The organism is Streptomyces spiramenti, assembly GCF_012034385.1.
Classification (GTDB): Bacteria; Actinomycetota; Actinomycetes; order Streptomycetales; family Streptomycetaceae; genus Streptomyces; species Streptomyces spiramenti.
Genome location: NZ_JAAVJB010000052.1, coordinates 1 through 25,932, shown reverse-complemented (window position 1 = coordinate 25,932; position 25,932 = coordinate 1). Strand labels below are relative to the sequence as shown.

24 protein-coding genes are annotated in these 25,932 nt (G+C 73.3%); 17 read left to right on the top strand and 7 right to left on the bottom strand.

What is annotated here, in order from left to right; all coding sequences use genetic code 11:
• Positions 1–345 precede the first annotated feature (345 nt).
• The 10 genes from HCJ92_RS09270 (at position 346) to HCJ92_RS09225 (ending at position 11,651) form a co-directional block, all read left to right on the top strand.
• Complete coding sequence (locus HCJ92_RS09270; protein WP_338054095.1) at positions 346–1,602, top strand: amidohydrolase; 1,257 nt, start codon at positions 346–348, stop codon at positions 1,600–1,602.
• A gap of 268 nt (positions 1,603–1,870) precedes the next feature.
• On the top strand, positions 1,871–2,917 hold the full coding sequence (locus HCJ92_RS09265) for a BMP family lipoprotein (protein ID WP_167932993.1): 1,047 nt from the start codon (positions 1,871–1,873) through the stop codon (positions 2,915–2,917).
• 149 nt (positions 2,918–3,066) lie between these two features.
• Positions 3,067–4,698 carry an ATP-binding cassette domain-containing protein gene (locus HCJ92_RS09260; protein ID WP_167932998.1) on the top strand — a complete coding sequence of 544 codons (1,632 nt, stop codon included), beginning with the start codon at positions 3,067–3,069 and terminating at the stop codon, positions 4,696–4,698.
• The gene (locus HCJ92_RS09255) at positions 4,695–5,921 is read left to right on the top strand and encodes an ABC transporter permease (RefSeq protein WP_167932992.1); all 1,227 of its coding nucleotides are present in this window, start codon (positions 4,695–4,697) and stop codon (positions 5,919–5,921) included. The genes HCJ92_RS09260 and HCJ92_RS09255 overlap by 4 nt, the downstream gene beginning before the upstream one ends.
• Complete coding sequence (locus HCJ92_RS09250; RefSeq protein ID WP_167932991.1) at positions 5,918–7,210, top strand: ABC transporter permease; 1,293 nt, start codon at positions 5,918–5,920, stop codon at positions 7,208–7,210. The genes HCJ92_RS09255 and HCJ92_RS09250 overlap by 4 nt, the downstream gene beginning before the upstream one ends.
• Positions 7,207–7,659 carry a cytidine deaminase gene (locus tag HCJ92_RS09245; protein WP_167932990.1) on the top strand — a complete coding sequence of 151 codons (453 nt, stop codon included), beginning with the start codon at positions 7,207–7,209 and terminating at the stop codon, positions 7,657–7,659. The genes HCJ92_RS09250 and HCJ92_RS09245 overlap by 4 nt, the downstream gene beginning before the upstream one ends.
• Before the next feature lie 200 nt (positions 7,660–7,859).
• Positions 7,860–9,143, top strand: coding sequence for a thymidine phosphorylase (locus HCJ92_RS09240; RefSeq protein WP_167932989.1), 1,284 nt, complete (start codon positions 7,860–7,862; stop codon positions 9,141–9,143).
• A gap of 105 nt (positions 9,144–9,248) precedes the next feature.
• Positions 9,249–9,449, top strand: coding sequence for a hypothetical protein (locus tag HCJ92_RS09235; RefSeq protein ID WP_167932988.1), 201 nt, complete (start codon positions 9,249–9,251; stop codon positions 9,447–9,449).
• A 195-nt stretch (positions 9,450–9,644) separates the two neighbouring features.
• The gene (gene mgtE, locus HCJ92_RS09230; protein WP_167932987.1) at positions 9,645–10,970 is read left to right on the top strand and encodes a magnesium transporter; all 1,326 of its coding nucleotides are present in this window, start codon (positions 9,645–9,647) and stop codon (positions 10,968–10,970) included.
• A gap of 96 nt (positions 10,971–11,066) precedes the next feature.
• Complete coding sequence (locus HCJ92_RS09225) at positions 11,067–11,651, top strand: hypothetical protein (RefSeq protein WP_167932986.1); 585 nt, start codon at positions 11,067–11,069, stop codon at positions 11,649–11,651.
• A 157-nt stretch (positions 11,652–11,808) separates the two neighbouring features.
• On the opposite strand, the gene HCJ92_RS09220 is transcribed toward HCJ92_RS09225, so the two are convergent.
• On the bottom strand, positions 11,809–12,477 hold the full coding sequence (locus HCJ92_RS09220; RefSeq protein WP_167932985.1) for a GNAT family N-acetyltransferase: 669 nt from the start codon (positions 12,475–12,477) through the stop codon (positions 11,809–11,811).
• A gap of 942 nt (positions 12,478–13,419) precedes the next feature.
• On the opposite strand from HCJ92_RS09220, the gene HCJ92_RS09215 reads away from it, so the two are divergent.
• The gene (locus tag HCJ92_RS09215; protein WP_167932984.1) at positions 13,420–14,592 is read left to right on the top strand and encodes an FUSC family protein; all 1,173 of its coding nucleotides are present in this window, start codon (positions 13,420–13,422) and stop codon (positions 14,590–14,592) included.
• 182 nt (positions 14,593–14,774) lie between these two features.
• Here HCJ92_RS09215 and HCJ92_RS09210 read toward each other — a convergent pair whose 3' ends face one another.
• On the bottom strand, positions 14,775–16,136 hold the full coding sequence (locus tag HCJ92_RS09210) for an MFS transporter (protein ID WP_167932983.1): 1,362 nt from the start codon (positions 16,134–16,136) through the stop codon (positions 14,775–14,777).
• Between the two features lie 92 nt (positions 16,137–16,228).
• Here HCJ92_RS09210 and HCJ92_RS09205 point away from each other — a divergent pair, with 92 nt between their 5' ends.
• The 5 genes from HCJ92_RS09205 (at position 16,229) to HCJ92_RS09185 (ending at position 20,277) form a co-directional block, all read left to right on the top strand.
• Entirely contained in the window at positions 16,229–17,257 is a 1,029-nt protein-coding gene (locus HCJ92_RS09205; RefSeq protein WP_167932982.1) for a LysR family transcriptional regulator, read from the top strand.
• A gap of 107 nt (positions 17,258–17,364) precedes the next feature.
• Positions 17,365–17,823, top strand: a complete 459-nt coding sequence (locus tag HCJ92_RS09200; RefSeq protein ID WP_167932981.1) for a metalloregulator ArsR/SmtB family transcription factor — start codon at positions 17,365–17,367, stop codon at positions 17,821–17,823.
• Positions 17,820–18,500, top strand: a complete 681-nt coding sequence (locus HCJ92_RS09195; protein WP_167932980.1) for an SRPBCC family protein — start codon at positions 17,820–17,822, stop codon at positions 18,498–18,500. Before HCJ92_RS09200 ends, HCJ92_RS09195 begins: the two co-directional genes overlap by 4 nt.
• 122 nt (positions 18,501–18,622) lie before the next feature.
• On the top strand, positions 18,623–19,771 hold the full coding sequence (locus HCJ92_RS09190; protein WP_167932979.1) for an adenosine deaminase: 1,149 nt from the start codon (positions 18,623–18,625) through the stop codon (positions 19,769–19,771).
• A 170-nt stretch (positions 19,772–19,941) separates the two neighbouring features.
• Entirely contained in the window at positions 19,942–20,277 is a 336-nt protein-coding gene (locus HCJ92_RS09185) for a hypothetical protein (protein ID WP_167932975.1), read from the top strand.
• Positions 20,278–20,444: 167 nt separating this feature from the next.
• Here HCJ92_RS09185 and HCJ92_RS09180 read toward each other — a convergent pair whose 3' ends face one another.
• The 5 genes from HCJ92_RS09180 to HCJ92_RS09160 form a co-directional block, all read right to left on the bottom strand.
• Positions 20,445–20,660 (bottom strand): PspC domain-containing protein, encoded by a 216-nt coding sequence (locus HCJ92_RS09180; protein ID WP_167932978.1) that lies wholly within the window; start codon positions 20,658–20,660, stop codon positions 20,445–20,447.
• An 82-nt stretch (positions 20,661–20,742) separates the two neighbouring features.
• Positions 20,743–21,375 carry a VanZ family protein gene (locus tag HCJ92_RS09175; RefSeq protein WP_167932977.1) on the bottom strand — a complete coding sequence of 211 codons (633 nt, stop codon included), beginning with the start codon at positions 21,373–21,375 and terminating at the stop codon, positions 20,743–20,745.
• 162 nt (positions 21,376–21,537) lie between these two features.
• Positions 21,538–22,149, bottom strand: coding sequence for a hypothetical protein (locus HCJ92_RS09170; RefSeq protein WP_167932976.1), 612 nt, complete (start codon positions 22,147–22,149; stop codon positions 21,538–21,540).
• Positions 22,146–24,074, bottom strand: coding sequence for an ATP-binding protein (locus tag HCJ92_RS09165; protein ID WP_420824690.1), 1,929 nt, complete (start codon positions 24,072–24,074; stop codon positions 22,146–22,148). The genes HCJ92_RS09170 and HCJ92_RS09165 overlap by 4 nt, the downstream gene beginning before the upstream one ends.
• A complete protein-coding gene (locus tag HCJ92_RS09160; RefSeq protein WP_338054094.1) occupies positions 23,972–24,649 on the bottom strand; it encodes a response regulator in 678 nt (225 codons plus the stop codon). Before HCJ92_RS09160 ends, HCJ92_RS09165 begins: the two co-directional genes overlap by 103 nt.
• A gap of 265 nt (positions 24,650–24,914) precedes the next feature.
• Here HCJ92_RS09160 and HCJ92_RS09155 point away from each other — a divergent pair, with 265 nt between their 5' ends.
• Positions 24,915–25,679 (top strand): SigE family RNA polymerase sigma factor, encoded by a 765-nt coding sequence (locus tag HCJ92_RS09155; protein WP_420824689.1) that lies wholly within the window; start codon positions 24,915–24,917, stop codon positions 25,677–25,679.
• Positions 25,680–25,932 lie beyond the last annotated feature (253 nt).

Sequence of the window (25,932 nt, the reverse complement as noted above, 5' to 3'; positions counted from 1 at the left end):
CCGCGGCTCCGGTCCGCCGCCGGTCGCCCGCCCCGGACGCGTCCGCACGGCCCCCGCCCCCGGAGGCGAGGCCACCCCGGGCGACTGGCGGAGCACCGTCCGTCCTGGTAAAGGCGCCGGGACGCCCCCGCGCTGGTCCGGTCGGGGTGCGCGCCGCCCGCCGGCGGAGCCCCCGTCCCAGGTCGGAGGCGGATGATCTCATTCAACGGACCACGCGGGAAATCCCCTTCCTTACCCGATACGGTTGGGAAGTATGCACGACGATGCGCATAAGAACTCGCTCCTGTGGGTGAACTTTCCATGAGGAGTGGGAAGTTCGACTCGGCTGGAGTTACCCTCGGTCACGTGAGCCACCTGCTGTCGCCCGAAACGGACCCCGTCACCGCACTGCAACTGCCGGGGGTGGTACCGGACGGCCTTCAGGAGGAGCTCGTCGCCTTCCGCCGCGACCTCCACATGCACCCGGAGCTCGGCAACAACGAGGTCCGGACCACCGCCGCCCTCAAGGCCCGGCTGGAGCGTGCCGGCCTGGCCCCGCGCGTGCTGGACGGCGGCACCGGCCTCTACTGCGACGTGCACCCCGACGGCGGCTCCGGCGAGTGGCGCGGCGGGCGGCCGATGCTCGCCCTGCGTGCCGACATCGACGCGCTGCCCATCCCGGACACCAAGACCGTCCCCTACCGCTCCACCATCCCCGGCCGCGCCCACGCCTGCGGCCACGACGTGCACACCACCGTCGTGCTGGGCGCCGGGCTGGTGCTGGCGGAGATGGCGCGCGAGGGCAAGCTCCCCGTGCCGGTGCGGCTGCTGTTCCAGCCGGCCGAGGAGGTGCTGCCGGGCGGCGCCACCGACGCCATCGAGTCCGGCGTCCTCGACGGCGTGGGCCGGATCATCGCCCTCCACTGCGACCCGAAGGTCGACGCCGGGCGCATCGGGCTGCGGACCGGGCCCATCACCTCCGCCTGCGACCGCGTCGAGATCACGCTCAGCGGCCCCGGCGGCCACACGGCGCGCCCGCACCTGACCACCGACCTCGTGACCGCCGCGGCGCGCGTGGCGACCGACGTGCCCGCGCTGCTGGCCCGCCGGGTGGACGCCCGCGCCGGGCTCGCGGTGACCTGGGGCCGGCTGGAGACGGGACACGCCTCCAACGTCATCCCGCAGCAGGCCGGGCTCTCCGGAACCGTCCGCTGCCTGGACCTCGACTCCTGGCGCGCCGCGCCCGACCTGGTGCACGCGGCGGTGGACGAGATCGCCGCCACCCACCGCGCCAAGGTCGAGATCCAGTACATCCGGGGCGTCCCGCCGGTGGTCAACGAGGCCGGCGCCGCCGCCCTGCTGGGCGAGGCGATGACCGAGCGGTTCGGCGCCACCGCCGTGGAGAGCACCGAGCAGTCGCTGGGCGGCGAGGACTTCTCCTGGTACCTGGAGCACGTGCCCGGCGCCATGGCACGGCTCGGCACCCGGGCCCCGGGTGACGCCTCCGCTACGCCGCGCGATATCCACCAGGGCGATTTCGACGTGGACGAGCGGGCGATCACTGTCGGTGTGGAGCTGTTCACCGCTGCCGTTCTTCTCGACGCCGGTCACCGACCGGTCTGAGGTCGTCGCCCGCCTCGCCCCGGCGCGAGGCGATAAGGGCCGGTCCGACACGTTCGGACCGGCCCTGACCTGCGAGCGGGCCCGGGGCGCCAAAGCCCGGAGCGCCCCCGCGCGTCATTCGGCCGCCGCGAGCCGTCATATGGCGAACGCATTGCGTTCACGACGATCTGATAACGGGCCCGTCGCTTTTGTTTTCACCGGATCTACGCGCGTTACGATCTCGCGGGAAGAGCGCCGTACGGGCGCCTCGAGTGAAGGGAACGCCCTCTTGCGCCGGGTATCCAAGCTTGCAGCCACGGTCGCCGCCACGGCGGCCCTCGCACTGACCGCCAGCGCCTGCGGCAGCGACGACTCCACCGGTTCCGGTGGCAGCAGCAGCGGCGGTACCGGTGAGGGTGCCGCCATCGCCTTCGACGTCGGCGGCCGTGACGACGCCTCCTTCAACGAGGCCGCCGCCCGCGGTGCGGACAAGGCCGAGGACGAACTCGGCGTCGAGACCTACTACCAGACCGCTCGCGACGACGAGACGGACGCGGACCGCGAGCAGCGGCTCCAGCAGATGGCCGAAGCGGGCTACAACCCGGTCGTCGGCGTCGGCTACCTCTACGGCCCGTCGGTCGAGCGTGTGGCCCAGGAGTTCCCGGACACCACCTTCGGTGTGGTCGACGCCGTCGCCGAGGGCGACAACGTCTACTCGATGATCTTCGCCGAGCACGAGGCCTCCTACCTCGCCGGTGTCGCCGCCGCCCTGAAGTCCGAGACCGGCAAGGTCGGCTTCATCGGTGGCGTGGACACCACCCTGATCAACAAGTTCCAGGCCGGCTACGAGCAGGGCGCCAAGGACACCGACCCCGAGATCGAGGTCGACGTCCAGTACCTGTACACGGACGACCCCAAGGGCTTCACCGACGTCGCCAAGGCCAAGGAGCAGGCCAACGGCATGCTCGGCCGTGACGTCGACGTGATCTACACCGCCGCCGGTCTCGCCGGCAACGGATCGATCGAGGAGGTCGCCTCCGCCGAGAACGCCTGGGCGATCGGCGTCGACTCCGACCAGGCCGAGCAGCCCGGCCTCGCCGAGTACAAGGACTCGATCCTCACCTCCGCGATCAAGGGCGTCGACGTCGCCGTCTTCGACCTGATCAGCAGCATCGAGAACGACGACCCGATGTCGGGCATGGGCGAGTACGGCCTGGCCAACGACGGTGTGTGGCTCGCCACTTCCGGCGGTCACATCGACGACATCGCGGACGAGCTGGAAGAGGCCAAGCGCCGCATCGTCGAGGGCGAGACCGAGGTCAGCGACACCCCCTGACCGCTCGCGGTCACAGCGTCACCCACCGGGGGCCCGGCGAGGAGCGATCCTCGCCGGGCCCTCTCCCGGGAGCTACGCGCGTAGCCCCGGGGCGGCACGATAGCGTCGGCCACCGGCCCCGACTCCTTCGCTCCCGAGGAGAGTGCGTCATCCCAGCCTCAAGCCAGCCCGCGGCCGACGGTGCCCCCGCCGTCGAACTACGCGGCATCACCAAGCGGTTCCCCGGTGTCGTCGCCAACCACGACATCAACATCACCGTCCGTCGCGGCACCGTCCACGCGCTGATCGGGGAGAACGGCGCCGGCAAGTCGACGCTGATGAAGATCCTCTACGGCATGCAGAAGCCGGACGAGGGCACCATCACCGCCGAGGGCGAGCAGGTCTCCTTCGGCTCGCCCTCCGACGCCATCGCCCGCGGCATCGGCATGGTGCACCAGCACTTCATGCTCGCCGACAACCTCACCGTTCAGGAGAACGTCGTCCTGGGCGCCGAGAAGCGCCACGGCATCGGCGCCGCCGCGCGCCGCCGCATCCTGGAGATCTCCGACGCCTACGGCCTCGGGGTCCGCCCCGACGTCCTGGTCGAGGAGATCGGCGTCGCCGACCGGCAGCGCGTGGAGATCCTCAAGGTCCTCTACCGCGGCGCGCGGACCCTCATCCTCGACGAGCCCACCGCCGTCCTGGTGCCGCAGGAGGTCGACGCGCTCTTCGACAATCTGCGGGAGCTGAAGGCCGAGGGCCTGACCGTCATCTTCATCTCGCACAAGCTGGGCGAGGTGCTCTCCGTCGCGGACGAGATCACCGTCATCCGACGCGGCACCACCGTCGCCTCCGTCGACCCGACCGGGACCAGCCCCCGGGAGCTGGCCGAGCTGATGGTCGGCAGCGAGCTCCCGGTCCCCGAGACCCGCGAGTCCACCGTCACCGACGTGCCGATGCTCCAGGTCCGCGACCTGCACCTCTCCGGCACCGACGCCGACGGCGTGAAGCGTGAGGTCCTCGCCGAGATCGACTTCACCATCCACCGCGGCGAGGTACTCGGCATCGCCGGCGTGGAGGGCAACGGCCAGGCAGAGCTGGTCGAGGCCGTGATGGGCATGCGCGACCCGGACGGCGGCGCCATCACCGTCGACGGCGCCGACCTCTCCCACGCCTCGACGCGCCGCCGCCGTGAGCACGGCATCGGCTACATCCCCGAGGACCGGCACCGTCACGGCCTGCTGCTCACCGCCCCGCTGTGGGAGAACCGCATGCTCGGCCACATCACCGAGCGGCCCAACAGCCGCGGGCAGCGGCTGACGCTCTCCGACGCCAAGGCCGACACCGAGCGCATCGTCCGCGAGTACGACGTGCGCACCCCCGGCATCAACGTCACCGCCGCCAGCCTCTCCGGCGGCAACCAGCAGAAGCTGATCTTCGGCCGGGAGATGAGCCACACCCCCAAGGTCCTGATCGCCGCCCACCCCACCCGGGGTGTCGACGTCGGCGCGCAGGCGCAGATCTGGGACCAGATCCGCGAGGCCCGCCGTGAGGGCTTGGCCGTGCTGCTGATCTCCGCGGACCTCGACGAACTCATCGGACTCTCCGACAGCCTCCGCGTCATGTACCGCGGTCGACTGGTGGCCGAGGCCGACCCCGCCACGATCACCCCCGAACAACTGGGCGGAGCCATGACCGGCGAGACCACCGGCCGCCTCGGCGGCGACGACATCGACGCCCCCGGCGCCCCGGGCGCGGGCACCGGCCCGGCCCGCGACTCCGGTGAGGAGGACGCCCGATGAGCGAGGGCTCCGACAGCTCCGGCAGCTCCGGCAACTCCGGCAACGCAGTGGAGACGCCGCCCGGCGCGGCGGGCGGCGGCGACCGCACCGGCGGCGGGTTCCTCGCCGCCAAGCTGAGCGACCCCCGCGTTCGCGAGAAGCTGCTGCTGGCCGTCAGCGCGCCGCTCCTCGCGCTGACCGTCGCGTTCGTCCTGGTCTGCCTCGTCATCACCGCCACCGGCCAGAACCCGTTCCACGCCTTCGAGGCGATGTTCGACTACGGCACCACCGATCGCAGCCAGGTGTGGATCGTCAACAAGGCGATCCCGTACTACCTGGCGGCCGTCGCGGTGGCCATCGGCTTCCGCATGAACCTCTTCAACATCGGCGTCGACGGCCAGTACCAGGTGGCCGCGTTCTTCGCCGCGGTCGTCGGCGGTGCGCTGGCTCTCGGCGGCTTCGTGCAGATCCCGATCATCATCCTCACCGCGATGGTGGTCGGCGCCCTGTGGGCCGGCATCGCCGGCTACCTCAAGGCGGTGCGCGGCGTCAGCGAGGTCATCACGACCATCATGCTGAACGCCATCGCCGGCTCGCTGATCGGCTACTTCCTCAAGGAGGGCCGGCTCGCCGAGCGGAACCAGAACATCGTGCACACCCCGGACCTCCCGGAGTCGAGCCGGTTCTTCACCATCGACACCGGCGCCGGGCTGATCTACGGCAGTGTCGTCATCGCGATCGCCGCCGGCATCGCCTACTGGTACCTGCTGAGCCGCACCCGCTTCGGCTTCGACCTGCGGGCCGTCGGCGTCTCCGACAGCGCCGCGGAGGCCAGCGGCGTCAGCGTCAAGCGCATGGTGATCGCCTCGATGCTGATCTCCGGCGCCGTCGCGGGCCTCGTCGGCATGCCGACGCTCCTCAACGACACCGGCAACTTCGGCAACAACTTCCCGAGCGGCATCGGCTTCATGGGCATCGCCATCGCCCTCCTGGGCCGCAACCACCCGGTCGGGATGGCGCTGGCCGCCCTGCTGTGGGCGTTCCTGGAACGCACCGGCGGCCACCTCAACTTCATCGGCTACTACCAGGAGATCATCGGCGTGATGCAGGGCATCATCGTCCTCTCCGTGGTGGTCTCCTACGAACTGGTCCGCCGCTGGGGCCTGCGCCGCCAGCAGCGCATCGTCGGCGCCGAACTGGCAGCCAGGGCGCGGAAGAACGACACGGTGGAGGGCGCCGTATGAGCACCGAGATCAGTACCCGCTCGGAGCCGGTGAAGCCCACCGGCAAGATCGAGCGCGGCGCCCGCCGCAAGCTCAGCTACCCGATGATCCTGCTGATCATCGCCGGTGCGCTGTTGCTGCTCTCCCTGGTCCGGGTCGTCACCGACACCGGGAGCCTCACCGACACCCGCCAGTGGGCGAGTGCGCTGGGACTCGCGGTCCCCATCGGGCTCGCCGGGCTCGGCGGCCTCTGGGCGGAACGCGCCGGCGTCATCAACATCGGCCTCGAAGGCATGATGATGCTCGGCCTGTTCGCCGCCGGCTGGATCGGCTGGCAGTACGGCCCGTGGGCCGCGGTGCTGGCCGGCGTCATCGGCGGTGTCCTCGGCGGGCTGGTCCACGCGATCGCCACCGTCACCTTCGGCGTCGACCACATCGTCTCCGGTGTCGCCATCAACATCCTCGCTCTCGGCGTGGTGCAGTTCCTCGCCAAGCTCTGGTTCGGCCAGGAGGGCAGCGCAGCCGCCGAGGCGGGCGGCAACGACAAGCAGTCGCCACGCATGGACGAACTCGGCAACTTCACGGTGCCGTTGCTCTCCGACTGGCTGGCGACGGTCCGAGGCTGGGATCTCTTCTTCGTCTCCGACGTCGCGGGTGTCGCCGGCGCGGCCGTCACCAACGTCTCCTGGCTGGTGCTGATCGCGGTCCTGCTCTTCGTCGGCACCTACGTGGTGCTGTGGCGGACCGGGTTCGGCCTGCGGCTCCGCTCCTGCGGTGAGAACCCCACCGCGACCGAGTCGCTGGGCGTCAACGTCTACCTGTACAAGTACATGGCCCTGCTGGTCTCCGGCGGTCTCGCCGGACTCGGCGGCGCCTACCTGGCCGTCTTCGTCCGGATGTACCAGGACGGGCAGACCGGTGGCCGCGGCTACCTCGGCCTCGCCACGATGATCTTCGGCAACTGGCGGCCGGGCGGCGTCGCGATGGGCGCCGGTCTGTTCGGCTTCGTCGACGCGCTCCAGATCCGGGGCGGCGGCACCGTCGTCCACGCGCTGCTGCTGCTGTTCGCGATCGGCCTCGCCGGTTACGCGGTCTACCAGTTCTTCCGCAACAAGCGAGCCTCCGCCGCGATCACCGGCCTGCTGGCCGTCGCGCTGTTCGCCTGGTTCGCCTCCACCGAGACCATGCCGCTGGAGCTGGTCTCCGCCAGCCCGTACATCACCACCCTCGTGGTGCTCGCGCTGTTCAGCCAACGATTGCGCGCACCCAAGGCGATCGGGAAACCCTATCGGCGGGGCGAAGGCACATGACCCCCGCCGCCACCCCGGCCGGTCACGGCGGCGACGCCGGGCCCGCCGGGACGGGCCACCCCGACTGGGAGGAGCTGCGGCTCGCCGCCCGTGCCGCCATGACGCGGGCGTACGCGCCCTACTCCGGATACCCGGTGGGCGCCGCCGCGCTGGTCGACGACGGACGCACGGTGACCGGCTGCAACGTCGAGAACGCCGCCTACGGGGTCGCGCTGTGCGCCGAGTGCGGCCTCGTCTCCGCCCTGCACGACGGCGGTGGCGGGCGGCTGACGCACTTCACCTGCTGCGACAGTCGGGGAGCGGTCATCACCCCCTGCGGGCGCTGCCGCCAGCTCCTCATGGAGCACGGCGGCCCGGGGCTGCTCGTCGACACCACCGCCGGGCCCCGGCCGCTGGCGGAGCTGCTGCCCGACGCCTTCGGCCCGCACGACCTGGCCGCCGGCCGCTGACCACCCGCCGGGCCGCCGCCTCCGCGCGGTGGCCCGGCGCCCTCGCGGAGCCGGGTCGGCCGGGGGCGCGACCGCCTGGCGCCCGGGCCGAACCCCGCCACCGGAACGCGCCCCGTCCCGACACGACGCCCCCGACACACCCGGCACCGACACTCCCAGCACCGACGCACCTCGCACCCTCGGAAACGGAAAAGAGCCGCATGGACGCCATCACCGTCATCCGCGCCAAGCGGGACGGCCACGCCCTCACCGACGCACAGATCGACTGGGTGATCGACGCCTACACCCGCGGCGACGTCGCCGACGAGCAGATGTCCGCCCTGGCCATGGCGATCCTGCTCAACGGAATGGGCCGCGAGGAGATCGCCCGCTGGACCGCCGCCATGATCGCCAGCGGCGAGCGCATGGACTTCGCGGCGCTGGACCGCCCCACCGCCGACAAGCACTCCACCGGCGGCGTCGGCGACAAGATCACCCTGCCGCTCGCCCCGCTGGTCGCGGCCTGCGGTGCGGCCGTGCCCCAGCTCTCCGGCCGCGGCCTCGGCCACACCGGCGGCACCCTGGACAAGCTGGAGTCCATCCCCGGGTGGCGCGCCGGCCTCAGCAACGACCGGATGCTCGCCGTCCTCCGCGACACCGGCGCCGTCATCTGCGCCGCGGGCGACGGCCTCGCGCCGGCCGACCGCAAGCTCTACGCGCTCCGTGACGTCACCGGCACGGTCGAGGCGATCCCGCTGATCGCCAGCTCGATCATGTCGAAGAAGATCGCCGAGGGCACCGACTCCCTGGTGCTGGACGTCAAGGTCGGCTCCGGCGCCTTCATGAAGACCATCGAGGACGCCCGGGAACTGGCCCGCACCATGGTCGGGCTGGGCACCGACCACGGGGTCCGGACCACCGCCCTGCTCACCGACATGTCCGTGCCGCTCGGACTGACCGCCGGGAACGCCCTGGAGGTCCGCGAGTCCGTCGAGGTCCTCGCCGGCGGTGGCCCCGCCGACGTCGTGGAGCTCACCCTGGCACTCGCCCGGGAGATGCTCGACGCGGCCGGTCTGCCCGACGCGGACCCCGCGAAGGCGCTCTCCGACGGTTCCGCCATGGACGTCTGGCGGCGCATGATCGCCGCCCAGGGCGGTGACCCCGACGCCGACCTCCCGGTCGCGCGGGAGCAGCACGTGCTGACCGTGCCCGCCGACGGGGTGCTGACCGGCCTCGACGCCTACGCCGTCGGGCTCGCCGCCTGGCGGCTCGGCGCCGGCCGTGCCCGCAAGGAGGACCCGGTGCAGGCCGGCGCGGGCGTGGAGCTGCACGCCCGCCCCGGCGACGCGGTGCGCGCCGGCGACCCGCTGCTCACGCTGCACACCGACACCCCGGAACGCTTCGCGTTCGCCGCCGAGGCGCTCGCGGGCGACGCGATCCGGGTCACGGCCGACGCCGAGCCCGGTACCGGCGCCGGACCGATCGTCCTGGACCGCATCGCCTGACCCCCGTGCCCGGCCCGGCCCGCCCCGGCCGGGCACGGCCCGACGTCCGCACCCCCGTCCGCCCCCACACAGGGCACGGGGGTGCGGTGCGTCAGCACGCCGCCCATGCCTGCCCGCCCACCCCTGGCCGCGCCCGTCCACGCCTGCCGACGCCTGCCCACGCCCGCGCGCGACGGCGCCGCCGCGGTGGGAAGCGGTGCGCTCGCGGGCGCCGACCGGGCCCGCCTGGCCGCGCGCCACTCCGTACCCCGAGCCGCCGTCCGATCCGTCGCCTTCTCTGTCATGATCCTTGCCGACGACCTGTAGCCTGAATGCTGGTTTCGGCAACACGTCACGGCTGGAGGTGGTACTGCGATGCGCAGTGAGCCTCCCAGTCATCCCCGGCGCCGCTCCGGCGCGTCCAGGGCAGCCGTCGTCTGACGCGCGCGGTCCTGGGCGATCGGTGCGTGCGCGACCACCGGATGTCCACGACCCGCTTCCGTTGCCTGGGGGTAACCCGCCATGACTCATCTGCCTGTCCTGCTGGAGGTCCAAGACCTCGCGGGGGCCCTGGAGTGGCTGGAGACACAGCCCGCGTACTCCATCGCCGACGAGATCGCGCGGATGGACGCCGTCGAGTCCGTGATCACCTTCCGCCTCCTCGACAAGGACCGCGCGCTGGAGGTCTTCGAGGAACTCGACCCCGTCGACCAGCAGCAGATCCTCGAAGGACTGCGGGACCAGGCCTTCGGCGACCTCGTCGAGGGCATGGACCCCGACGACCGCGCCCGGATGCTGGGCGAGGTCCCCGCCAAGGTCGCCCGCCGCGTCCTCGCCGGACTCAGTGCCCACGAGCGGCACATGACCGCCGCGCTCCTCGGCTACCCCGAGGGCTCCGTCGGGCGCTACATGACGCCCGAGACCGTCGCGCTCCAGCAGAACCTGACGGTCTCCCAGGCGCTGGAGGTCGTCCGGCGGCGCGGTGCGAACGCGGAGACCATCTACACCCTCCCCGTGGTCGACACCGGCCGCCGCCTCACCGGCATCGTCGAGCTGCGGGAACTCGTCCTCAGCGACCCGGACCGCCACGTCGCCGAACTGGTCGTCACCGAGCCGCCGTCCGCCCGCGCCACGGAACCGGCGGAGGACGCAGCTCGCCTGATGCGCGAGACCAACGTGCTGGACCTCCCGGTGGTCGACAGCGAGGACCGGCTGGTCGGTCTGCTGACCATCGACGACGCCGTCGAGGTCATCGAGGCCGCCGACACCGAGGACGTCGCCCGCCAGTCCGGTGCCGAGCCGCTGGAACGCCACTACATGTCGGCGGGCGTCTTCGAGGTCTCGCGCAAGCGGGTCGTCTGGCTGATGCTGCTGCTCGTCGCGGCGACCCTCACCGTGAGCGTCACGCAGGCGTTCGAGGACGAACTCGCCACCGTGACCCAACTGGCGCTCTTCATCCCGCTGTTGATCGGCACCGGCGGAAACTCCGGTGCCCAGGCGGCGACCGCCGCGGTCCGCGCGCTCGCCGTCGGCGAGGTCCGCACCTCCGACCTGCTGCGCGTCATCTGGCGCGAATGCCGTACCGGACTTCTGCTGGGCGCCATGCTCGCCGTCCTCGGACTGCTCGTCGGCGCGCTGTTCGTCGGCTGGAAGATCGCCGTCGTCGTCGCCATCACCCTCGTGGTGATCTGCATGTGGGCGGCCACGGTCGGCGGCACCATGCCGCTGCTGGCGAAGAAGCTGAAGATCGACCCGGCCGTGGTCTCCGCCCCGATGGTGACCACCCTGGTGGACGCCACCGGCCTCATCATCTACTTCACCACGGCCAAGATCGTCCTCGGTATCTGAAGGCGTGCCGGGGCGGACGCCCGCGGTGCGAGGGGCGGCCCGGAGCGATCGGTCCACGCCCTCGCGCCACGGGGCCGACGGTACGGGAGGCGCTCGATGGCGGAAGCCGAGTTCACGATCCGGCCGCGGGGGCGCCACTGGTGGCCGGCGGTCGGTTTCCCGGTGCTGGTGAGCGCGGTCCTCGTGCCGTGGGCCGCGCACGACCACGGCGGGGGAGCGGCGCCCGTGGTGCTCGGCGCGGTCTGGGCGCCGTCGGCCGTCCTGCTCGCGTGTCTCGCGCGCTCGCGCGTCACGTTGACGGCCGACGCGATCGTCGTCCGCCGGCTGCTCGGACGGGCGCGTCGGGTTCCTCGCAGCGAGCTGCGCGTCGCGGTCACGGTTGCGGTCCGCTACCTGCCGGGGGCGGCGCCCGTGTTCGACCTCGCGTTCCTCGGCGCGCGGGGCAAGCGGCTCCTGCGGCTGCGCCAGGTGTCCTACGCCGCCGGCGACCTGCGGGAGCTGGCCCGCCGCAGTGGCGTACGCCCGGTGCGTCTCGGTGTCCGGGACATCCCCGAGGTCGTGGCCCGGTACCCCGGGTTGCTCTCGCTCCCGGAGCGGCGTCCCGGGGTGTCGGCGGCGGTGGTCCTGGCCGCGACGGTCGCCGTGGTGGTGCTCGCGGTGGTGCTCCCCGCGGGGCTGTGACGCGGTGGGGCTGTGACGCCGTGGGGTGGTGGGGGTGCGGCGTCGCGACGCCGGGCGGGTTCGACGACCGTGGCGGGCCCTGCGCCACGGAGGTGCGGCGCCGCTGCACGGCGGTCCGGACGGAAGGGTTCCGGACCGCCGCGCGGCGCGGGGGGTGTCAGCTGCCTGCCAGGGCGACTTCGGCGAGCGGCACGGGGGCGGTGAGCGGCCCCATGTCGGAACGGACCGTGTCGGCATCGTCCGCCAGGTCCAGGATCGCCCGCTCGTGCGGGCGGGCGGTCAGCCGCCACCGGGGGGCGAGCGCCGCGTAGGTGACGACGTCGTGCCAGGCGCCCTGGGTGTGGAACAGCTCCCGCAGCGTCGCCTCGGGGTGCATGTCGCCGGCGAGCATCACGTCCCGCATCCGCCGGTGGTCGTGGCGGTGCCCGGCCCAGATGCGGTGCATTCCCAGCGGGCCGAACCCGTAGGCCATCACCAGCCGGCCGGCCTCCGTGCCGTGGCCGCGGGCCGCGCCGTCGGGAAGCACCACCAGGCCGGTGAGCATCGCGTTGCGGCCGTAGTCCTCCACCAGCAGGCCGACGCACCCCGCCATGGTGTCGTCGTCCCGGCCCGTGACGGCGAACACGTGGCGCCGGCGGGGTCGTTCCTCGCTCCGCAGCAGCGTCGCCTCGAAGGCGCGGTCGGCGGCCTCGGGCGTCATGCGTTCGACGCCGAGGTAGCGGGTGAGCACCGGGTGCGTGTGGATCCGCCGGTGGGCGGCGACGTCGGCGGCGCGCAGCTCCCGCAGACGCACGTGGGCGCCGGCCAGCGCGATGCCCGTCCTCATCGGGTTCCACCCCCCGAGCGCGGACGGGGCTCGTGCGCGGGGGCGCCGGGCAGGGGGACGGACGGAGGAAGGACCCTCGTGCGCGGTGCGCGCGGGGTCGCGTGATACGGCGGAATCAGGTGGTACACGAACAAGGAAACTAGCAGCGCGGGGAGTGTCGGCCGGGAAAGGTAAACCCTCGTCCCGCGTCGAATGCATTTTCTTCTCCGAGGGTGGCGCATTGCGGAGAGTGAGGCGCCGCGGGGAGCCCGCTGTCGATGACGCCGCGATCGAGCAGGAGTTAGCCACTCGAAAGAAGTGCAGGTAAGGGCTGTGTTGACTGCTCAGGAGCGTGTGTGAGACCCCGAGTCGGATCGGCTCGCGGCGTCGGATGCGGTCAGCTGCACGGCGGAGGGCGCCCTCGTGCCGGGTTGTGTTCGGGCGTTCCTGGCAACGCAGCGGATGGCCGTAGCCGGCGTCGCGGGCCCGGCGTCTGGTCTCACACACGCTCTCACTGGTGCCCATGGCGCGAAGCGGAGGAACTCCGTCGGTGGTCGGCGCGGTGCCGGTGGGAAGGCGCCGCGCCCGGGTGAGCGGAACTCCCGTCCGGTGGTCGTTCCGAGGCGACGCGACATTCGTCCGGTCCTCGGTTCGGTCTGCCGATCGAGCCGCGGGGCCGACGATGAGCCGGCGGGAATCTCCGGGACGTCCGGCGCGGGCCCCCGTGCGGGCGGTGCGTCGCCCGCCGTGCGGTGGGAAGACGGGACCGGAGGAGCGGCGCGGACCGCCACGACCGGCGCGGCGTGCGACCCCCGGATACCGTCTCATATGAGTGTATGTACGTATCCGCGGGCAGGTGTGACGGAGCCTTCACCCGACCGGTCCCGTCCGGGGCGGCGGCGCCCCGGTGGCGTCGCCCGTCCCCGGTGACATCACCGCACTCGTTCCGCCACCGGAGTCCTCATGTCCGTCGCGCCCCTCCGCTCCCTCGCCGCCGTCCCCGCCGCGGTCCGCCGCGATACCCGCCAGCTGCTGCTCGCCGTGCGGCGGGCGGCGCGCGGCGCCGGGCGGGAACGCGACCTCGTCGTCCAGTCGCTGAAGGCCGCCCTGGCGGCGTTCCTGGCCTACGCGCTGGCCTACGCCCTGCTCGACGACGAGATGACCCTCATGGCTCCCTGGGTCGCCGTCGTCCTGGTCCAGGCGACCGTCTACCAGTCGGTCTCGCAGGGCGCGCGGCAGGCGGTCGCCATCGCGCTGGGAACGGCGGCGGCGACCGGAACCGCGCTGCTGCTGGACGACCAGCTCGCCGCGCTGGTCCTGGTGCTGCCGGCGGCGCTGCTGCTCGGGAACCTGCCCCGGTTCGGCAGCCAGGGCATCTACGTCGCGACCTCGGCGATCTTCGCCCTCATCGGGGGGCCGTTGACGCTGGAGGCGAGTGGCCAGCGCGTCCTGGCGGCGCTGATCGGAGCCGCGGTCGGGATGGCGGTCAACGCCCTCATCCTGCCGCCGCGTTACCTGCGGGACGTCCGCCGGGCGATCCGCGGGGCGACGGAGGAGACCGCGCGGCTGCTGCGGGCGATGGCCGACGGGGTGGCCGCCGACGAGCTCGACGAGCGCTCGGACGCTTGGGTGGACGCCTCCGCACGGCTGCCCCGGCTGGTGCAGGGGGTGCGTTCCGCGCTGGACTGGGACCGCGAGAGCCTGCGGCTCAACATGCGGCGGCGTCGCAGCGGTACCGCGCTGCCCTCGGACTACGGGGCGCAGGACGTCATCAACGTGCTGTGGCACGTGACCGACCACACGCGCGAGATCGCCCGCACTCTGGCGGAGACGGGACGCTACGCCAGCGACGAACGCGCGTTGACCCCGCAACTGGCCGAGAGCTACCAGCGACTGCTGCGGGACGTCGCCGAGGCGGTGGACCGCTACGGACCGCTGGTCACCACGGCCGACCGCGAGGTCGCGCACGAGATGGAGGGCGCCGTGGAGAGAGCCGAGGCAGGTCACAAGCGGCTGCGCCACCTGCTCTCGGAGGCGCCGCCGGACGCGGCCGGCGCGGAGGTCATGGGACCGCTGCTGGCCGACGTGCGGCGCATCGTCGGTCAGCTCGACTACCGCGACGCGGGCCGGGGCTGACCGGCCCCCGTCGGCAGCGGGCGGGATCGGCCGGGCCGGCGCGGCCGGCGGGATCGGGGACCGGCGCCCGAACGCGCCGCCCGGGGGCAAGGCTCCGGGCCGCCGACGGGACCTGGACGTGGGTCCCGCAGACGGCCCGGAGGGCTGGTGACGCCGCCGGCGAGCGCCGGCCGGCGGTCAGGTCAGTGCGAGGCGGCGGCGAGCCGCTGCGCGGAGTGGCTGCGCAGGGTGGCGTAGAGGGTGACACCCGCCGCGGTGACCAGCGCCACCAGGGCGAAGGCGACCGTTCCCTCCCAGTGCGCCTTGTGGTAGGTCAGGGCGCCGAGCACGCCACCGGCGCTGGCCCCGCCGTAGTAGGTGACGGTGTAGAGCGCCGATGCCTGGGCGCGGGCCCGGGTGGCGGCCCGGCCGACCGCGGCCGAGGCGACGGCGTGACCGAGGAAGAAGCCACCGGTGATCAGGACCAGGGCCAGCAGCAGCAGCGTCAGGTTCTGCGACAGGCTCAGCACCAGCCCGGCGGTGATCGCGCCGATGCCGACGTAGAGGGCACCGCGCCGACCGAGTCGGGTGACGGTCACCCCGGTCATGGACGAGGAGCAGGTCCCCACCAGGTAGATCACGAAGACGGTCCCGGCGACACCGGCCGACAGTCCGAACGGGTCCTCGGTCAGCCGGAAGGCCACCGCCGTGTACACGGCGCTGAAGGCGGTCATCAGGAGCATGCCGATCGCGTACAGCCGCAGCAGCAGCGTGTTGCGCAGGTGGTGCGCGACGGTGCCCAGCGCCTCCCGGGGCCGCAGCGGCGTCGGGGTGAAGTTGCGGGCGGCCGGCAGCAGTACCAGGTACAGGGCGGCGCCGATCGCGGCGAGCCCGGCGACGGCGAGCAGCGCGGCGCGCCAGCCCAGCGCCTCGGAGGTCCAACCCGCGAGGATGCGGCCCGACATCCCGCCGACGCTGTTGCCGGCGATGAACAGGCCCACGGCGCCGACCATGGCGCGCTTGTCGAGCTCCTCGGAGAGGTACGCGACGGCGGAGGCAGGGATCGCGGCCAGCGCGGCGCCCTGGAGGACGCGCAGCGCGGTGAGCGAGGCGAGGCCGGGCGCGAAGGGGATCAGGCATGCCAGCGCCAGGGCCACCAGGACGCCGATCGTCATCATCCGGCGGCGTCCGACCCGCTCGGAGACCAGGCTCAGCGGCAGCACGGCCAGCGCCAGCCCGACGGTGGCGCCGGAGACGGTCCAACTGACGTGGTCCGGGCGCGAGTCGAACGCGGCGGCCAGCTCGGGGAGGAGCGGCTGCGTCGCGAACAGCATGGCGAAGGTGGCGAGGCCGATGCCGAACAGCGCGGCGTTGATGCGGCGCATCGGCGGGCGGCCGGCGCCGTCGGCGGTGTCATCACCGCTTCCGCCCGGGGCCCGGGGCGCGGGTCGCGGCGCGGGGTCGGTGATGGTGCGGGAGTCGGGGACGGTGCTGCGGGACGGACGCGGGGACGGCGGGGTGAGAGCCCCCGCTGTCGCAGGAGCCCTGGTGGCTGTGGAGGGCATATAACGAAAGTAGAACGGCGGGTTTCATCCGTCCAATGCACAGAACGCTAGACTTCGATGCGTACGTGCATAAGTCGAGGTGAGGGCGGTCCATGTCACCTGCCGGCAACAAGAAAGACAATCGTGTGACAACGGGCTCATCGGGCCCGTCGGACAGTGCGGGCCTCGGCCAGGAGTCGTGGGCCTCGCTCCTGACTCCCCGGCTCGCCCAGTTCGCGGCGGTGGCGCGCCACGAGCACATCACCCGCGCCGCCCAGGAACTCGGCGTCCCGCAGTCCACGCTCAGCCGCGCGACGGCACGGCTGGAGGAGGACCTCCGTATCTCGCTGCTGGCCCGCCACGGTCGCGCCGTCTCCCTCACTCCCGCGGGTCGGGCCTTCGCCCGCGCGGTCGAGCGGGCGCTGGGGGAGGTGGAGCGCGCCGCCGAGGTGGTGCGGACCGACGCCGACCCCGCGACCGGCAAGGTCGCCTTCGGCTTCCTGCACACCATGGGGCCGGAGACGGTGCCGGCGCTGATCCGCGAGTTCAGGTCCGACCACCCCGGCATCCGGTTCTCCCTCGTCCAGAGCTACGGCGAGGACATGATGGAGCGGATGCGGGAGGGAGAGCTGGACCTTTGCCTGACCTCCCCGATCCCCGACGCCCCCGACCTGGTGACCCGCCGCCTGGCGCTCCAGCGCCTCCGGCTCGTGGTCCCCGCCGACCACCGGCTCGCCGGCCGGCGCCGGGTGCGGCTGGCCGAGGCGGCCGAGGAGTCGTTCGTGACCCTGGAGCCCGGGTACGGCCTGCGCAAGCTCACGGAGAAGCTCTGCGCCCAGGCCGGGTTCACGCCCCGCGTCGCGTTCGAGGGGGAGGAGGCCGAGACGCTGCGCGGCCTGGTCGCCGCCGGGCTGGGCGTCGCGCTGCTGCCGCCCCCGACCGTCCCCCGCCCCGGCGTGCAGGAGCTGAGCGTCACGGCCCCGGCGGCGGTGCGCGAGATCGGGGTCGCCTGGATGGCCGGCCACCCCGACACCCAGCCGGTAGCGGCGTTCAAGACGTTCCTGCTCAGCCGTCGGGACCGGGTGCTCGCGGGCTCCTCGGAGGAGCCGCAGGTCGGGGGAGCGCCGGCGGGCGGGGCGTGACGTCGGTGCGGGGCGACCGCCGGGGGCTCTCCTTCAGGGCGGGCCGCGCTCGACCCGCCTTGACGTGACCACACGCTTATATAACGCAACGCTGATATTGTGGTCCCGTGGAAGCATTCGAGCTGCTGGCCGACCCGGTCCGCCGCCGTGTCCTGGAGCTGCTGGCCGATGGCGAGCGCACCTCCGGTGAGTTGAGCGACGTCGCGGGCCGGGAGTTCGGCATCAGCCAGCCGGCGGTCTCCCGCCATCTGCGGCTGTTGCGCGAGGGCGGGCTGGTCGAGGCGCGTCCCGTCGGGGCGCGCCGCGTGTACGTCCTCCGCGTCGAGGCGCTGCGCCCGGTCGGCGACTGGCTGGAGCGGTTCCGCCGCGACTCCTTCCCGCCGCTGGACGCGCTCGCCACCGAGGTCGCCCGTGGCAAGCGGCGTCGCCGCCTCGCCGCTGCCGCGGGCGGCGACGCGGGTGGGTCCACCGCGGGCGAGACGGTGGCCGGCGCCCCGGCGGTCGTGGCCGCCCGTCTCCCCGCACCGCCCCCCGCCCCCGTGGTCCGACCCCAGGAGCAGCGATGACCGACGACGACCGCACCCCCGACCGCGCCCCGGAGCTCGACCGTCAGGCCCGCGCGGTGACCCGCCGCGTGGAGTCCGGCAGCCGCGACGGCCGTGAGACCCGGGTCGTCACGATCGCCCAGTCCTACCCCACCACCTGCGAGGACCTGTGGCAGGCGTGCACCACCGCCGAGCGGCTCGCCCGGTGGATGCCGCCCGTCACGGGTGAGCTGCGGGAGGGCGGCCGGTACCAGCTCGACGGCAATGCCGGCGGTGAGATCCTGGCCTGCGACCCGCCCCGCTCCTTCGAGGCGACCTGGGAGTACGCCGGGGAGGTCAGCTGGGTCACGGTGACCGTCGCGCCCGACCGGGACGACCCCGAGCGGGCGAGGTTCACGCTGTCGCACGCCTCCCACCCCGACCCCGCGTTCTGGGACCGCTACGGACCGGGCGCGACCGGCGTCGGCTGGGACCTGGCGCTGTTCGGCCTCGCCTCCCACCTCGTCGGGACGCCGACACCCGTGGGCCCGGAGTCCGCGGTCGCCGACCCCGCCTACCGGTGGTTCGTCGCCGCGACCGCCGCCGCCTGGGCGGAGCTGGGTGCCGTCGGCGGGACGCCCGAGGAGGAGGCGCGGGCGGCCGGGCGTCGGACCGCGGCCTTCTACACCGGCGCTCCCGAGCCAGGCGACGCCGACTGAGCGGCGGGGCGCCCCCGGTCCGCGCCCGCCGGCTCGCCCCGAGCGAGCCGGCGCGGGTCGGCGGATCGGCCGGACCGGCCGGTGAACACCCCGGTCTACGCGCGTAGGAGTAGCCTGGGCGGATGACTGAGAGCCACACCGTTCCCGCTGCGACGGCGCCCACCGCGGACCAGATCAGGCGCGCGCCCAAGGTGCTGCTGCACGACCACCTCGACGGCGGTCTCCGTCCGAGCACCGTCCTCGAACTCGCCCGCGAGCAGGGGTACGACCGCCTGCCCGCCGACGACCCGGCCACGCTGGGTGCCTGGTTCCGCGAGGCCGCCGACTCCGGCTCGCTGGAGCGGTACCTGGAGACCTTCGCGCACACCTGCGCCGTCATGCAGACGCGTGAGGCGCTCGTGCGGGTGGCCTCCGAGTGCGTGCAGGACCTCGCCGCCGACGGGGTGGTCTACGCCGAGGTGCGCTACGCGCCGGAGCAGCACCTGGAAGCCGGGCTGACGCTGGAACAGGTTGTGGAGGCGGTGAACGACGGGTTCCGGGAGGGGGAGCGGATCGCGACCGCCGCCGGCCACCGCGTCCGCGTCGGCGCGCTGCTCACGGCGATGCGGCACGCCGCGCGCTCGCGGGAGATCGCCGAGCTCGCCAACCGGTACCGGGGTTCGGGCGTCGTGGGGTTCGACATCGCCGGCGCCGAGGCCGGGTTCCCTCCCACCCGTCATCTGGACGCCTTCGAGTACCTGAAGCGGGAGAACAACCACTTCACCATCCACGCCGGCGAGGCCTTCGGTCTGCCCTCCATCTGGCAGGCGCTCCAGTGGTGCGGGGCGGACCGGCTGGGGCACGGCGTGCGGATCATCGACGACATGACGGTCGGCGACGACGGCACGGTCGCGCTGGGGCCGCTCGCCGCGTACGTGCGCGACAAGCGCGTCCCGCTGGAGATGTGCCCCACCTCCAACCTCCAGACCGGCGCGGCGGCCTCCTATGCCGAGCACCCGGTCGGCCTGCTCCGGCGACTGCGGTTCCGCGTCACCGTCAACACCGACAACCGGCTGATGAGCGGGACCAGCATGAGCCGTGAGTTCGAGGAACTGGTGCAGGCGTTCGCATATTCGCTCGACGACATGCAGTGGTTTACAGTCAATGCGATGAAATCCGCATTCATTCCTTTCGATGAACGTTTGGCGATGATCAATGATGTGATCAAGCCCGGGTATGCGGCTCTGAGGTCCGAGTGGTTGTTCGCCAGCGGGCTGCGGCACAGGGCCTGAGCTGCGTCGTAGTTTCTCTGTGCGAATTCCGCACGGTTATCCGTGCGGCTTCTCCGATGAGTGGCGCGCACCGGACCGGAGGTGTTTCGGTGTTTGGCGGGTCGTACCCGGAGCTGGTTAGGTTGCGACCCGCTGCTCACCAATCTCCCCACACGAGGACGTAGCCAGACATGAAGCACGGAACTGTGAAGACCCTCGGTGCCGCCGCGCTCGGCGCCGCGTTCGCCGTCGCCGCCGCGGGCACCGCCTCCGCCGCCACCGACCAGGTCGGCAAGGCCGCGGGCGACGTGCTGGGCTCCCTGTCGGTCACCGACGCGCTCCCCGTCGACCAGCTCAACACCCTCGCCGCGGACAAGACCCTCTCCCAGGTCCTGCCGTCCAGCCAGGAGGACCTGCTCAACTCGGCGGGCCAGGTGATCAGCGAGACCGCCTCCAACCCCACCAAGGTGACCCAGGACCCGACGTCGCTGCTCGGCGGTCTGCCGCTGGACAGCGTCGTCATCTGAGCCAGGGAGCCGGACGCCCGCGAGGCCACCCAGAACGTCGCGCTACCCCCCGGCGCGCACGCGGCAGGGCCGCACCCCGTTCGCGGGGTGCGGCCCTCGGCCGTTCCGTTCCCGTTCCCGCTCCGCCGCCGCTGGCGCGGGTCGGCGGGGCGGCCTTCCGTCGTGTCTCAGCGTGCCCAGGCGTCGCCGGCGGTGGCGTGCTCGTTCGGCAGTAGCAGCCACAGCGCCAGGTAGGCCACGAACTGCGGGCCGGGCAGCAGGCAGGAGAGCACCGCCAGGATGCGGACCGTTCCCGCCTTCATGCCGAACCGACGGGCGATGCCGGCGCAGACACCGCCGATCCAACGTCCTTCGGTCGGCCGGGACAGCGTCTTGGTCCTCACGTCGCCTCACCTCTCGTGTCGCGGGTCGTCTTCGCTTCCCCGGACGGGTACCCACTCGCGCGGGGGTGACGACCTCTGCCTCCTACCGTAGGGAGAACGGCCCCTCCGCCGCGTCGGTCGCAGGGCCCGTTCCGACCCCGGAACACCTCAGGGCTCTCCCCTCCGGGGCGACCTCGGTGGCACCCGGGAAGTGCCGAATCGTTCCTTCGCCGACGGCGCGCGCACCTCGCGTGCCGTGGCCGTCCGCCCCGCCGGGGCCGTCCCGGTCGTTCCCCGGCCGCGCCCCCGGCAGCAACCGCGCCCGCAACCACCCGTAGGCGAGCAGGTGCAGGACCCCGGCGCCCGCCGCCGCAAGCAGCACCTGGTCCACGTCGGAGACCCGGCTGGGGACCGCGGAGCGCGCCACCTCCAGCGCCAGCGCGATGACCCCGGTGACGAAGACCGCCCGCACCAGGGACAACCACCGCGACCCTCCCAGCTCCCGGCCCAGCAGCGGCAGCAGGACCCCCAGCGGCGCCAGCCGCAGCAGGCCGCCGCCGATCGTCGCCGCGGCGTTCCGCGGGTCGCCGTCGAGTTCGGCCCGGAGCGTGGCCAGCGGTTGCAGGTTGCTGGGCGATACCCAGGGGACCGCGGCGGGGCGGAGCGTCAGCCAGCCCACGACCCCGACCAGCAGGGCCGACAGCACCAGGGCGGCGAGGCGGACCCGTCGGTCCACCGCCGCACCCGCCTCGTTCCGCCCGAGCCCCGTCGGGGGGCGGGGCGTGTCATCACGCAGCACGGGAGGGACGACGCCCGCCACGGGGGCGGCGGTTCCCCGGGTGCGCCTCACGTGACGCACGCCCCTCGGCCGGGCCGGTCGCGCGGGGCGTCCTCGCCGTCAGGGGGCGGCCGGTCGAAGGGTGTCCGGACGGTGGCGCACCGCCGAGGTACAGGTGTACTGGCGGTCCTGCCGGTCGGTCTCGACGTCGGGACCGCCCAGCGTCACCGGCGCGTCCTCGGCGAACACCTCGGACTGGGCGAAGGTGCAGATCACCTGCGCCAGCGCGAACGCAGGCAGGTCGTCCGGGTGCCAGTTGAGGCGCAGCACCGGCCCGCCGCCGTCACCGGCCGCGGCGGTCACCCGCAGGTCGCCGGGGACGTTGGTGGAGAACCCGGCCGCCCGCTCCTCGTCGGGCGGGTCGCCCTGCAACTCGCCCAGCAGCGCGTTGGCCAGGGCTATCCGCTGCGCCGGGTCCTCCGGCGGGCCCGTACCGTCCAGCTCGCGCTCCACGGACTCGACCCGCGAGTCGCAGACGAGGAAGACCTCGGTACCGCCCGACTCCCCCGGCGCGGCGCAGTTCGCGCGGGTCGGTGCCGGGCCGTCGTCGACGGGGAGGTCCATCGACCGGATGCCGCAGCCCGCGGTGGTGAGGGTGAGCACCGCCACGGCGACGGCGGTGGAGGCCCGGGGCCGACCGGCACGTGCTCTCCGCTTCGGCCGCATGGTCATCGTCCTCCTCGTGTCTTCGCCGCCCCGTGCGCTCCGCCGGAGCCGTCGTCCCCGCCCTCGGTCCCGCCCTCGCCGGGCCGGTCCGCCGGTCGTGAGGGGCCGGTGCCGTCCGGGTCGCCGCTCCGACCCCCACCGGCGTCGCCGTCGCCGTCGTCGCTGTCCTCGGCCGACCCGGAGGGGCCGGTCGGGCGGTGCGGCAGCAGCAGCGAGAAGACCGCGCCCCCGCCCGGGGCGTTGCGGGCGGTGATCTCCCCGCCGTGCAGATGCGCGTTCTCCAGCGCGATCGACAGACCGAGGCCGCTGCCCTCGGAGCGGGGCCGGGACGCACTGGCCTTGTAGAAGCGGTCGAAGACGTGCGGCAGGACCTCCGCCGGGATACCCGGCCCGGCGTCCGCGACCTCGATCAGCACCGCCCCGTCCGGCGGCACCCGCACCGGCGTGCGGCCACTGCGGGCCACCGGGCCCTCCGCCAGCGCGGAGAGCGCCGTCGCCCCGGCCTGTCTCGGCTCCACCTCGTGGACAGAGACCCGCACCGGCGAACCACCGTGCCGCAGGGCGTTGCCGATCAGGTTGGCGAGGATGACGTCCAGCCGCCGCGGGTCGACGAGCGCGATCACGCCGCGGTCCGCGTCGAGCTCCACGGCGTCCAGCCAGGCGCGCGCGTCGATGCAGGCGGTCACCAGGTCGGCGACGTCGACGTCGTCCAGCACCATGCGTGCGGTGCCGGCGTCGAACCGCGTGACCTCCATGAGGTTCTCGACGAGGTTGTTCAGCCGCCGGGTCTCGCTCACCACCAGGGAGACCGCGGGCGCGATCATCGGGTCGAGGTTGTCGACCTCCTCCTCCAGCACCTCGGTGACCGCGGTGATCGCGGTCATCGGCGTCCGCAGCTCGTGCGACATGTCCGCCACGAACCGGCGGCTCGACGCCTCCCGGGAGCGGAGGTCCGCCACCTTGTGCTCCAGCGCCTCGGCCGCGTTGTTGAAGTTCCTGGTCAGCTCGGCGAGTTCGTCCGCACCCCGGACCGGGAGCCGGGTGGAGAGCTCCCCGTCGCCGAGTCGCCGCGCCGCGCTGTTCAGCCGTCGCACCGGTCGGAGCACGGTCGTCGCGGCGGCCTGTGCCAGCATCACCGAGCCGAGCAGCGCCAGCGCCGTGGCGATACCCAGCGACCAGGCGAGCGAGTTGAGGTCGTCGCGCTCCGGCCCGAGCGACGCCAGCATGTAGCCGGTCGGCCCGGACTCCGAACCGCGCGCGCCCGCCACCAGATAGGGGTCGTCCTCGTGGGCGATCCGCTGCCAGTACAGGTGGTACGGCGCGTCCCCGCCCCGGGGTTCGTCCACCGCCCGCTCCAGGGAGGCCGGGACGACCTCCAGCGAGAACAGCAGTGGGTCCGACTCCTCGGCGCACACCCGGCCGTCGGCGTCCTCGCCGACCAGCACCACCTGGTAGCTCTGCGAACCGCCCGCCATGTGACCTGCGGTGTTGCGCAGTTCGTCGCAGGACGGGGTCTCCGGCAGTGAACCCAGCGCGTCGCCGAGCGACTTGCGGAAGTCCGCCAGCGCCGAGTTCTGTGCCCGGGTGAGCACCGCGTCGCGGTTCAGCCAGTAGGCGATGCCGGCGACGGAGACCGCGGCCATCAGCGCCACCAGCGCGAAGACCGTGACCAGCCGGAACCGGAGGCTGGTCGGCCGTGCCAACCGCCGCAGCCTCGCCGTCCAGCCGCGCGGGGGAGCGTCGTCGGCCTCCGCGGCCTGTGCCGCGGAAGGCCCCGCGGGCGTGCCGGGGGAGCCCGCGGGATCCTCCCCGCGGGCCGCGCCGTCGCTCACTGCGGGTTGTCCAGCCGGTAACCGACGCCGCGCACCGTGCGGATCAGCTTCGGCGAGGAGGGGACGTCCTCGACCTTCGCCCGCAACCGCTGCACGCAGGCGTCCACCAGCCGGGAGTCGCCCAAGTAGTCGTGCTCCCACACCAGCCGCAGCAACTGCTGCCGGGACAGGGCCTGTCCGGGCCTGCGGCTCAGCTCCAGCAGCAGCCGCAGTTCGGTCGGCGTCAGTTGGAGGTCCTCGCCGTTCTTGGTGACCGCCATCGCGGCGCGGTCGATCACGATGGGACCGAAGGTCGCGGCGTCGTTCGACTCCCGCTCGCCGCGGCGCATCACCGCGCGGATGCGGGCGTCCAGGACCCGCCCCTGCACCGGCTTCACGACGTAGTCGTCCGCGCCCGACTCCAGCCCGACGACCACGTCGATGTCGTCGCTGCGCGCCGTGAGCAGGATGATCGGCAGCTGGTCGGTGCGCCGGATGCGACGGCACACCTCGAAGCCGTCGATGCCGGGGAGCATCACGTCCAGCACGATCAGGTCCGGCCGCTGTTCGCGCAGCAGTTTCAGCCCGTCCTCACCGGTCGGTGCGGTGATCACACGGTGCCCCTGGCGGGTGAGGCCCATCTCCAGGGCCGTCCGGACCGCCTCGTCGTCCTCGATCAGCAACAGGAAAGCCACGGGGTCATTGTGTCGTATGAACCCAGTCGTGCTCGACCGTGTGTGCGCCGTCCCACGTGGAAGGGCGTCCGGAAACCGACAGGCGGACACCGGGCGCACGCTGGGTCACCGACAGGGGGGTGATCCGTCACCGGGCGTGCGGGAACGGCGCCACGCCGACCGCTGTGACACCGCTGTGACAGTCGGGCGACGGGCCCATGAAACTGGCCCGGCAAGGTAGTACCCATCGAACGAAGCACGGACAGTTCCACGATGGGGGAGCGGGATGAGCGCACTGCGCAGCCAACACCGAGCAGGCAGTACCACGCGCTCACACACCACCGTGGTTCCCGTCCGCTGCGACGGGACGTCCGCAGCCGCCAACCGGCTCGGGACCCGCCGCACCGCCGGGCACCGCCCGACGTACCTCGCGGTCGCCGGCGAGACGGACGGGCCCGCACCGGCCGCCGCCTCCCGGGTCTCCGAGAGCAACGACGGACAGCCCGACGGCATCGGTCACGACGCCGCAGCCGAGGCCGAGTTCACCGCCTACGTCCAGGAGCGGCGCGCCTCTCTCTACGCCACCGCCTATCACCTCACCGGTGACCGGCACGAGGCGGAGGACCTCCTCCAGTCCGCGCTGCTCTCCACCTACCGGGCGTGGGACCGCATCAGCGACAAGGGCGCCCTCGGCGGCTACCTCCGCCGCACCATGACCAACCTGCACATCAGTGCGTGGCGCCGCCGCAAGCTCAACGAGTACCCGACCGAGGAACTCCCGGAGTCGGCCGGCGAACACGACACCATGCGCGGCACCGAGCTGCGCGCGGTGCTCTGGCAGGCCCTGGCCCGGCTGCCGGAGCAGCAGCGCACCATGCTGGTGCTCCGCTACTACGAGGGCCGCACCGACCCGGAGATCGCCGACACACTCAACATCAGTGTCGGCACCGTGAAGAGCAGCATCTGGCGCACCCTGCGCCGGCTGCGTGAGGACCGGGCGCTCGGCCACGGAGGGGACCGCGAGGACTCCTTCGGCGAGCTGGTCGCCTGACGGAGGAGGGGGCGCCCCCGAGGGGGCGCCGGGCAACCGGTGGACGGAGCAGCGGGTTCACGGCCGGGGGGCCGGGTCCCGGTGGCCACCGGAGCGGGCGGGGCGCGGGGGGAGGAAGCGGGGAGACCCGAGGGATGAGGGACCGGGGGGACGGTGCGTGGCCGGGGGGCCACGCGCCACGGGGGGAGCGGGCCGCGCCGGGGAGACGCGGCCCGTGACGGGAGGGGACGGGGAGGCGGGGGGGGGGGGGGGG

What these genes read in the sequence shown, in the direction of transcription:
- HCJ92_RS09255 (WP_167932992.1), top strand. Translation starts at nt 4,695, where the DNA reads ATGAGCGAGGGCTCCGACAGCTCCGGCAGCTCCGGCAACTCCGGCAAC.
- HCJ92_RS09250 (WP_167932991.1), top strand. Translation starts at nt 5,918, where the DNA reads ATGAGCACCGAGATCAGTACCCGCTCGGAGCCGGTGAAGCCCACCGGC.
- HCJ92_RS09245 (WP_167932990.1), top strand. Translation starts at nt 7,207, where the DNA reads ATGACCCCCGCCGCCACCCCGGCCGGTCACGGCGGCGACGCCGGGCCC.
- HCJ92_RS09240 (WP_167932989.1), top strand. Translation starts at nt 7,860, where the DNA reads ATGGACGCCATCACCGTCATCCGCGCCAAGCGGGACGGCCACGCCCTC.
- HCJ92_RS09235 (WP_167932988.1), top strand. Translation starts at nt 9,249, where the DNA reads ATGCCTGCCCGCCCACCCCTGGCCGCGCCCGTCCACGCCTGCCGACGC.
- mgtE (WP_167932987.1), top strand. Translation starts at nt 9,645, where the DNA reads ATGACTCATCTGCCTGTCCTGCTGGAGGTCCAAGACCTCGCGGGGGCC.
- HCJ92_RS09225 (WP_167932986.1), top strand. Translation starts at nt 11,067, where the DNA reads ATGGCGGAAGCCGAGTTCACGATCCGGCCGCGGGGGCGCCACTGGTGG.
- HCJ92_RS09220 (WP_167932985.1), bottom strand. Translation starts at nt 12,477, where the DNA reads ATGAGGACGGGCATCGCGCTGGCCGGCGCCCACGTGCGTCTGCGGGAG.
- HCJ92_RS09215 (WP_167932984.1), top strand. Translation starts at nt 13,420, where the DNA reads ATGTCCGTCGCGCCCCTCCGCTCCCTCGCCGCCGTCCCCGCCGCGGTC.
- HCJ92_RS09210 (WP_167932983.1), bottom strand. Translation starts at nt 16,136, where the DNA reads ATGCCCTCCACAGCCACCAGGGCTCCTGCGACAGCGGGGGCTCTCACC.
- HCJ92_RS09205 (WP_167932982.1), top strand. Translation starts at nt 16,229, where the DNA reads ATGTCACCTGCCGGCAACAAGAAAGACAATCGTGTGACAACGGGCTCA.
- HCJ92_RS09195 (WP_167932980.1), top strand. Translation starts at nt 17,820, where the DNA reads ATGACCGACGACGACCGCACCCCCGACCGCGCCCCGGAGCTCGACCGT.
- HCJ92_RS09190 (WP_167932979.1), top strand. Translation starts at nt 18,623, where the DNA reads ATGACTGAGAGCCACACCGTTCCCGCTGCGACGGCGCCCACCGCGGAC.
- HCJ92_RS09185 (WP_167932975.1), top strand. Translation starts at nt 19,942, where the DNA reads ATGAAGCACGGAACTGTGAAGACCCTCGGTGCCGCCGCGCTCGGCGCC.
- HCJ92_RS09170 (WP_167932976.1), bottom strand. Translation starts at nt 22,149, where the DNA reads ATGACCATGCGGCCGAAGCGGAGAGCACGTGCCGGTCGGCCCCGGGCC.
- HCJ92_RS09155 (WP_420824689.1), top strand. Translation starts at nt 24,915, where the DNA reads ATGAGCGCACTGCGCAGCCAACACCGAGCAGGCAGTACCACGCGCTCA.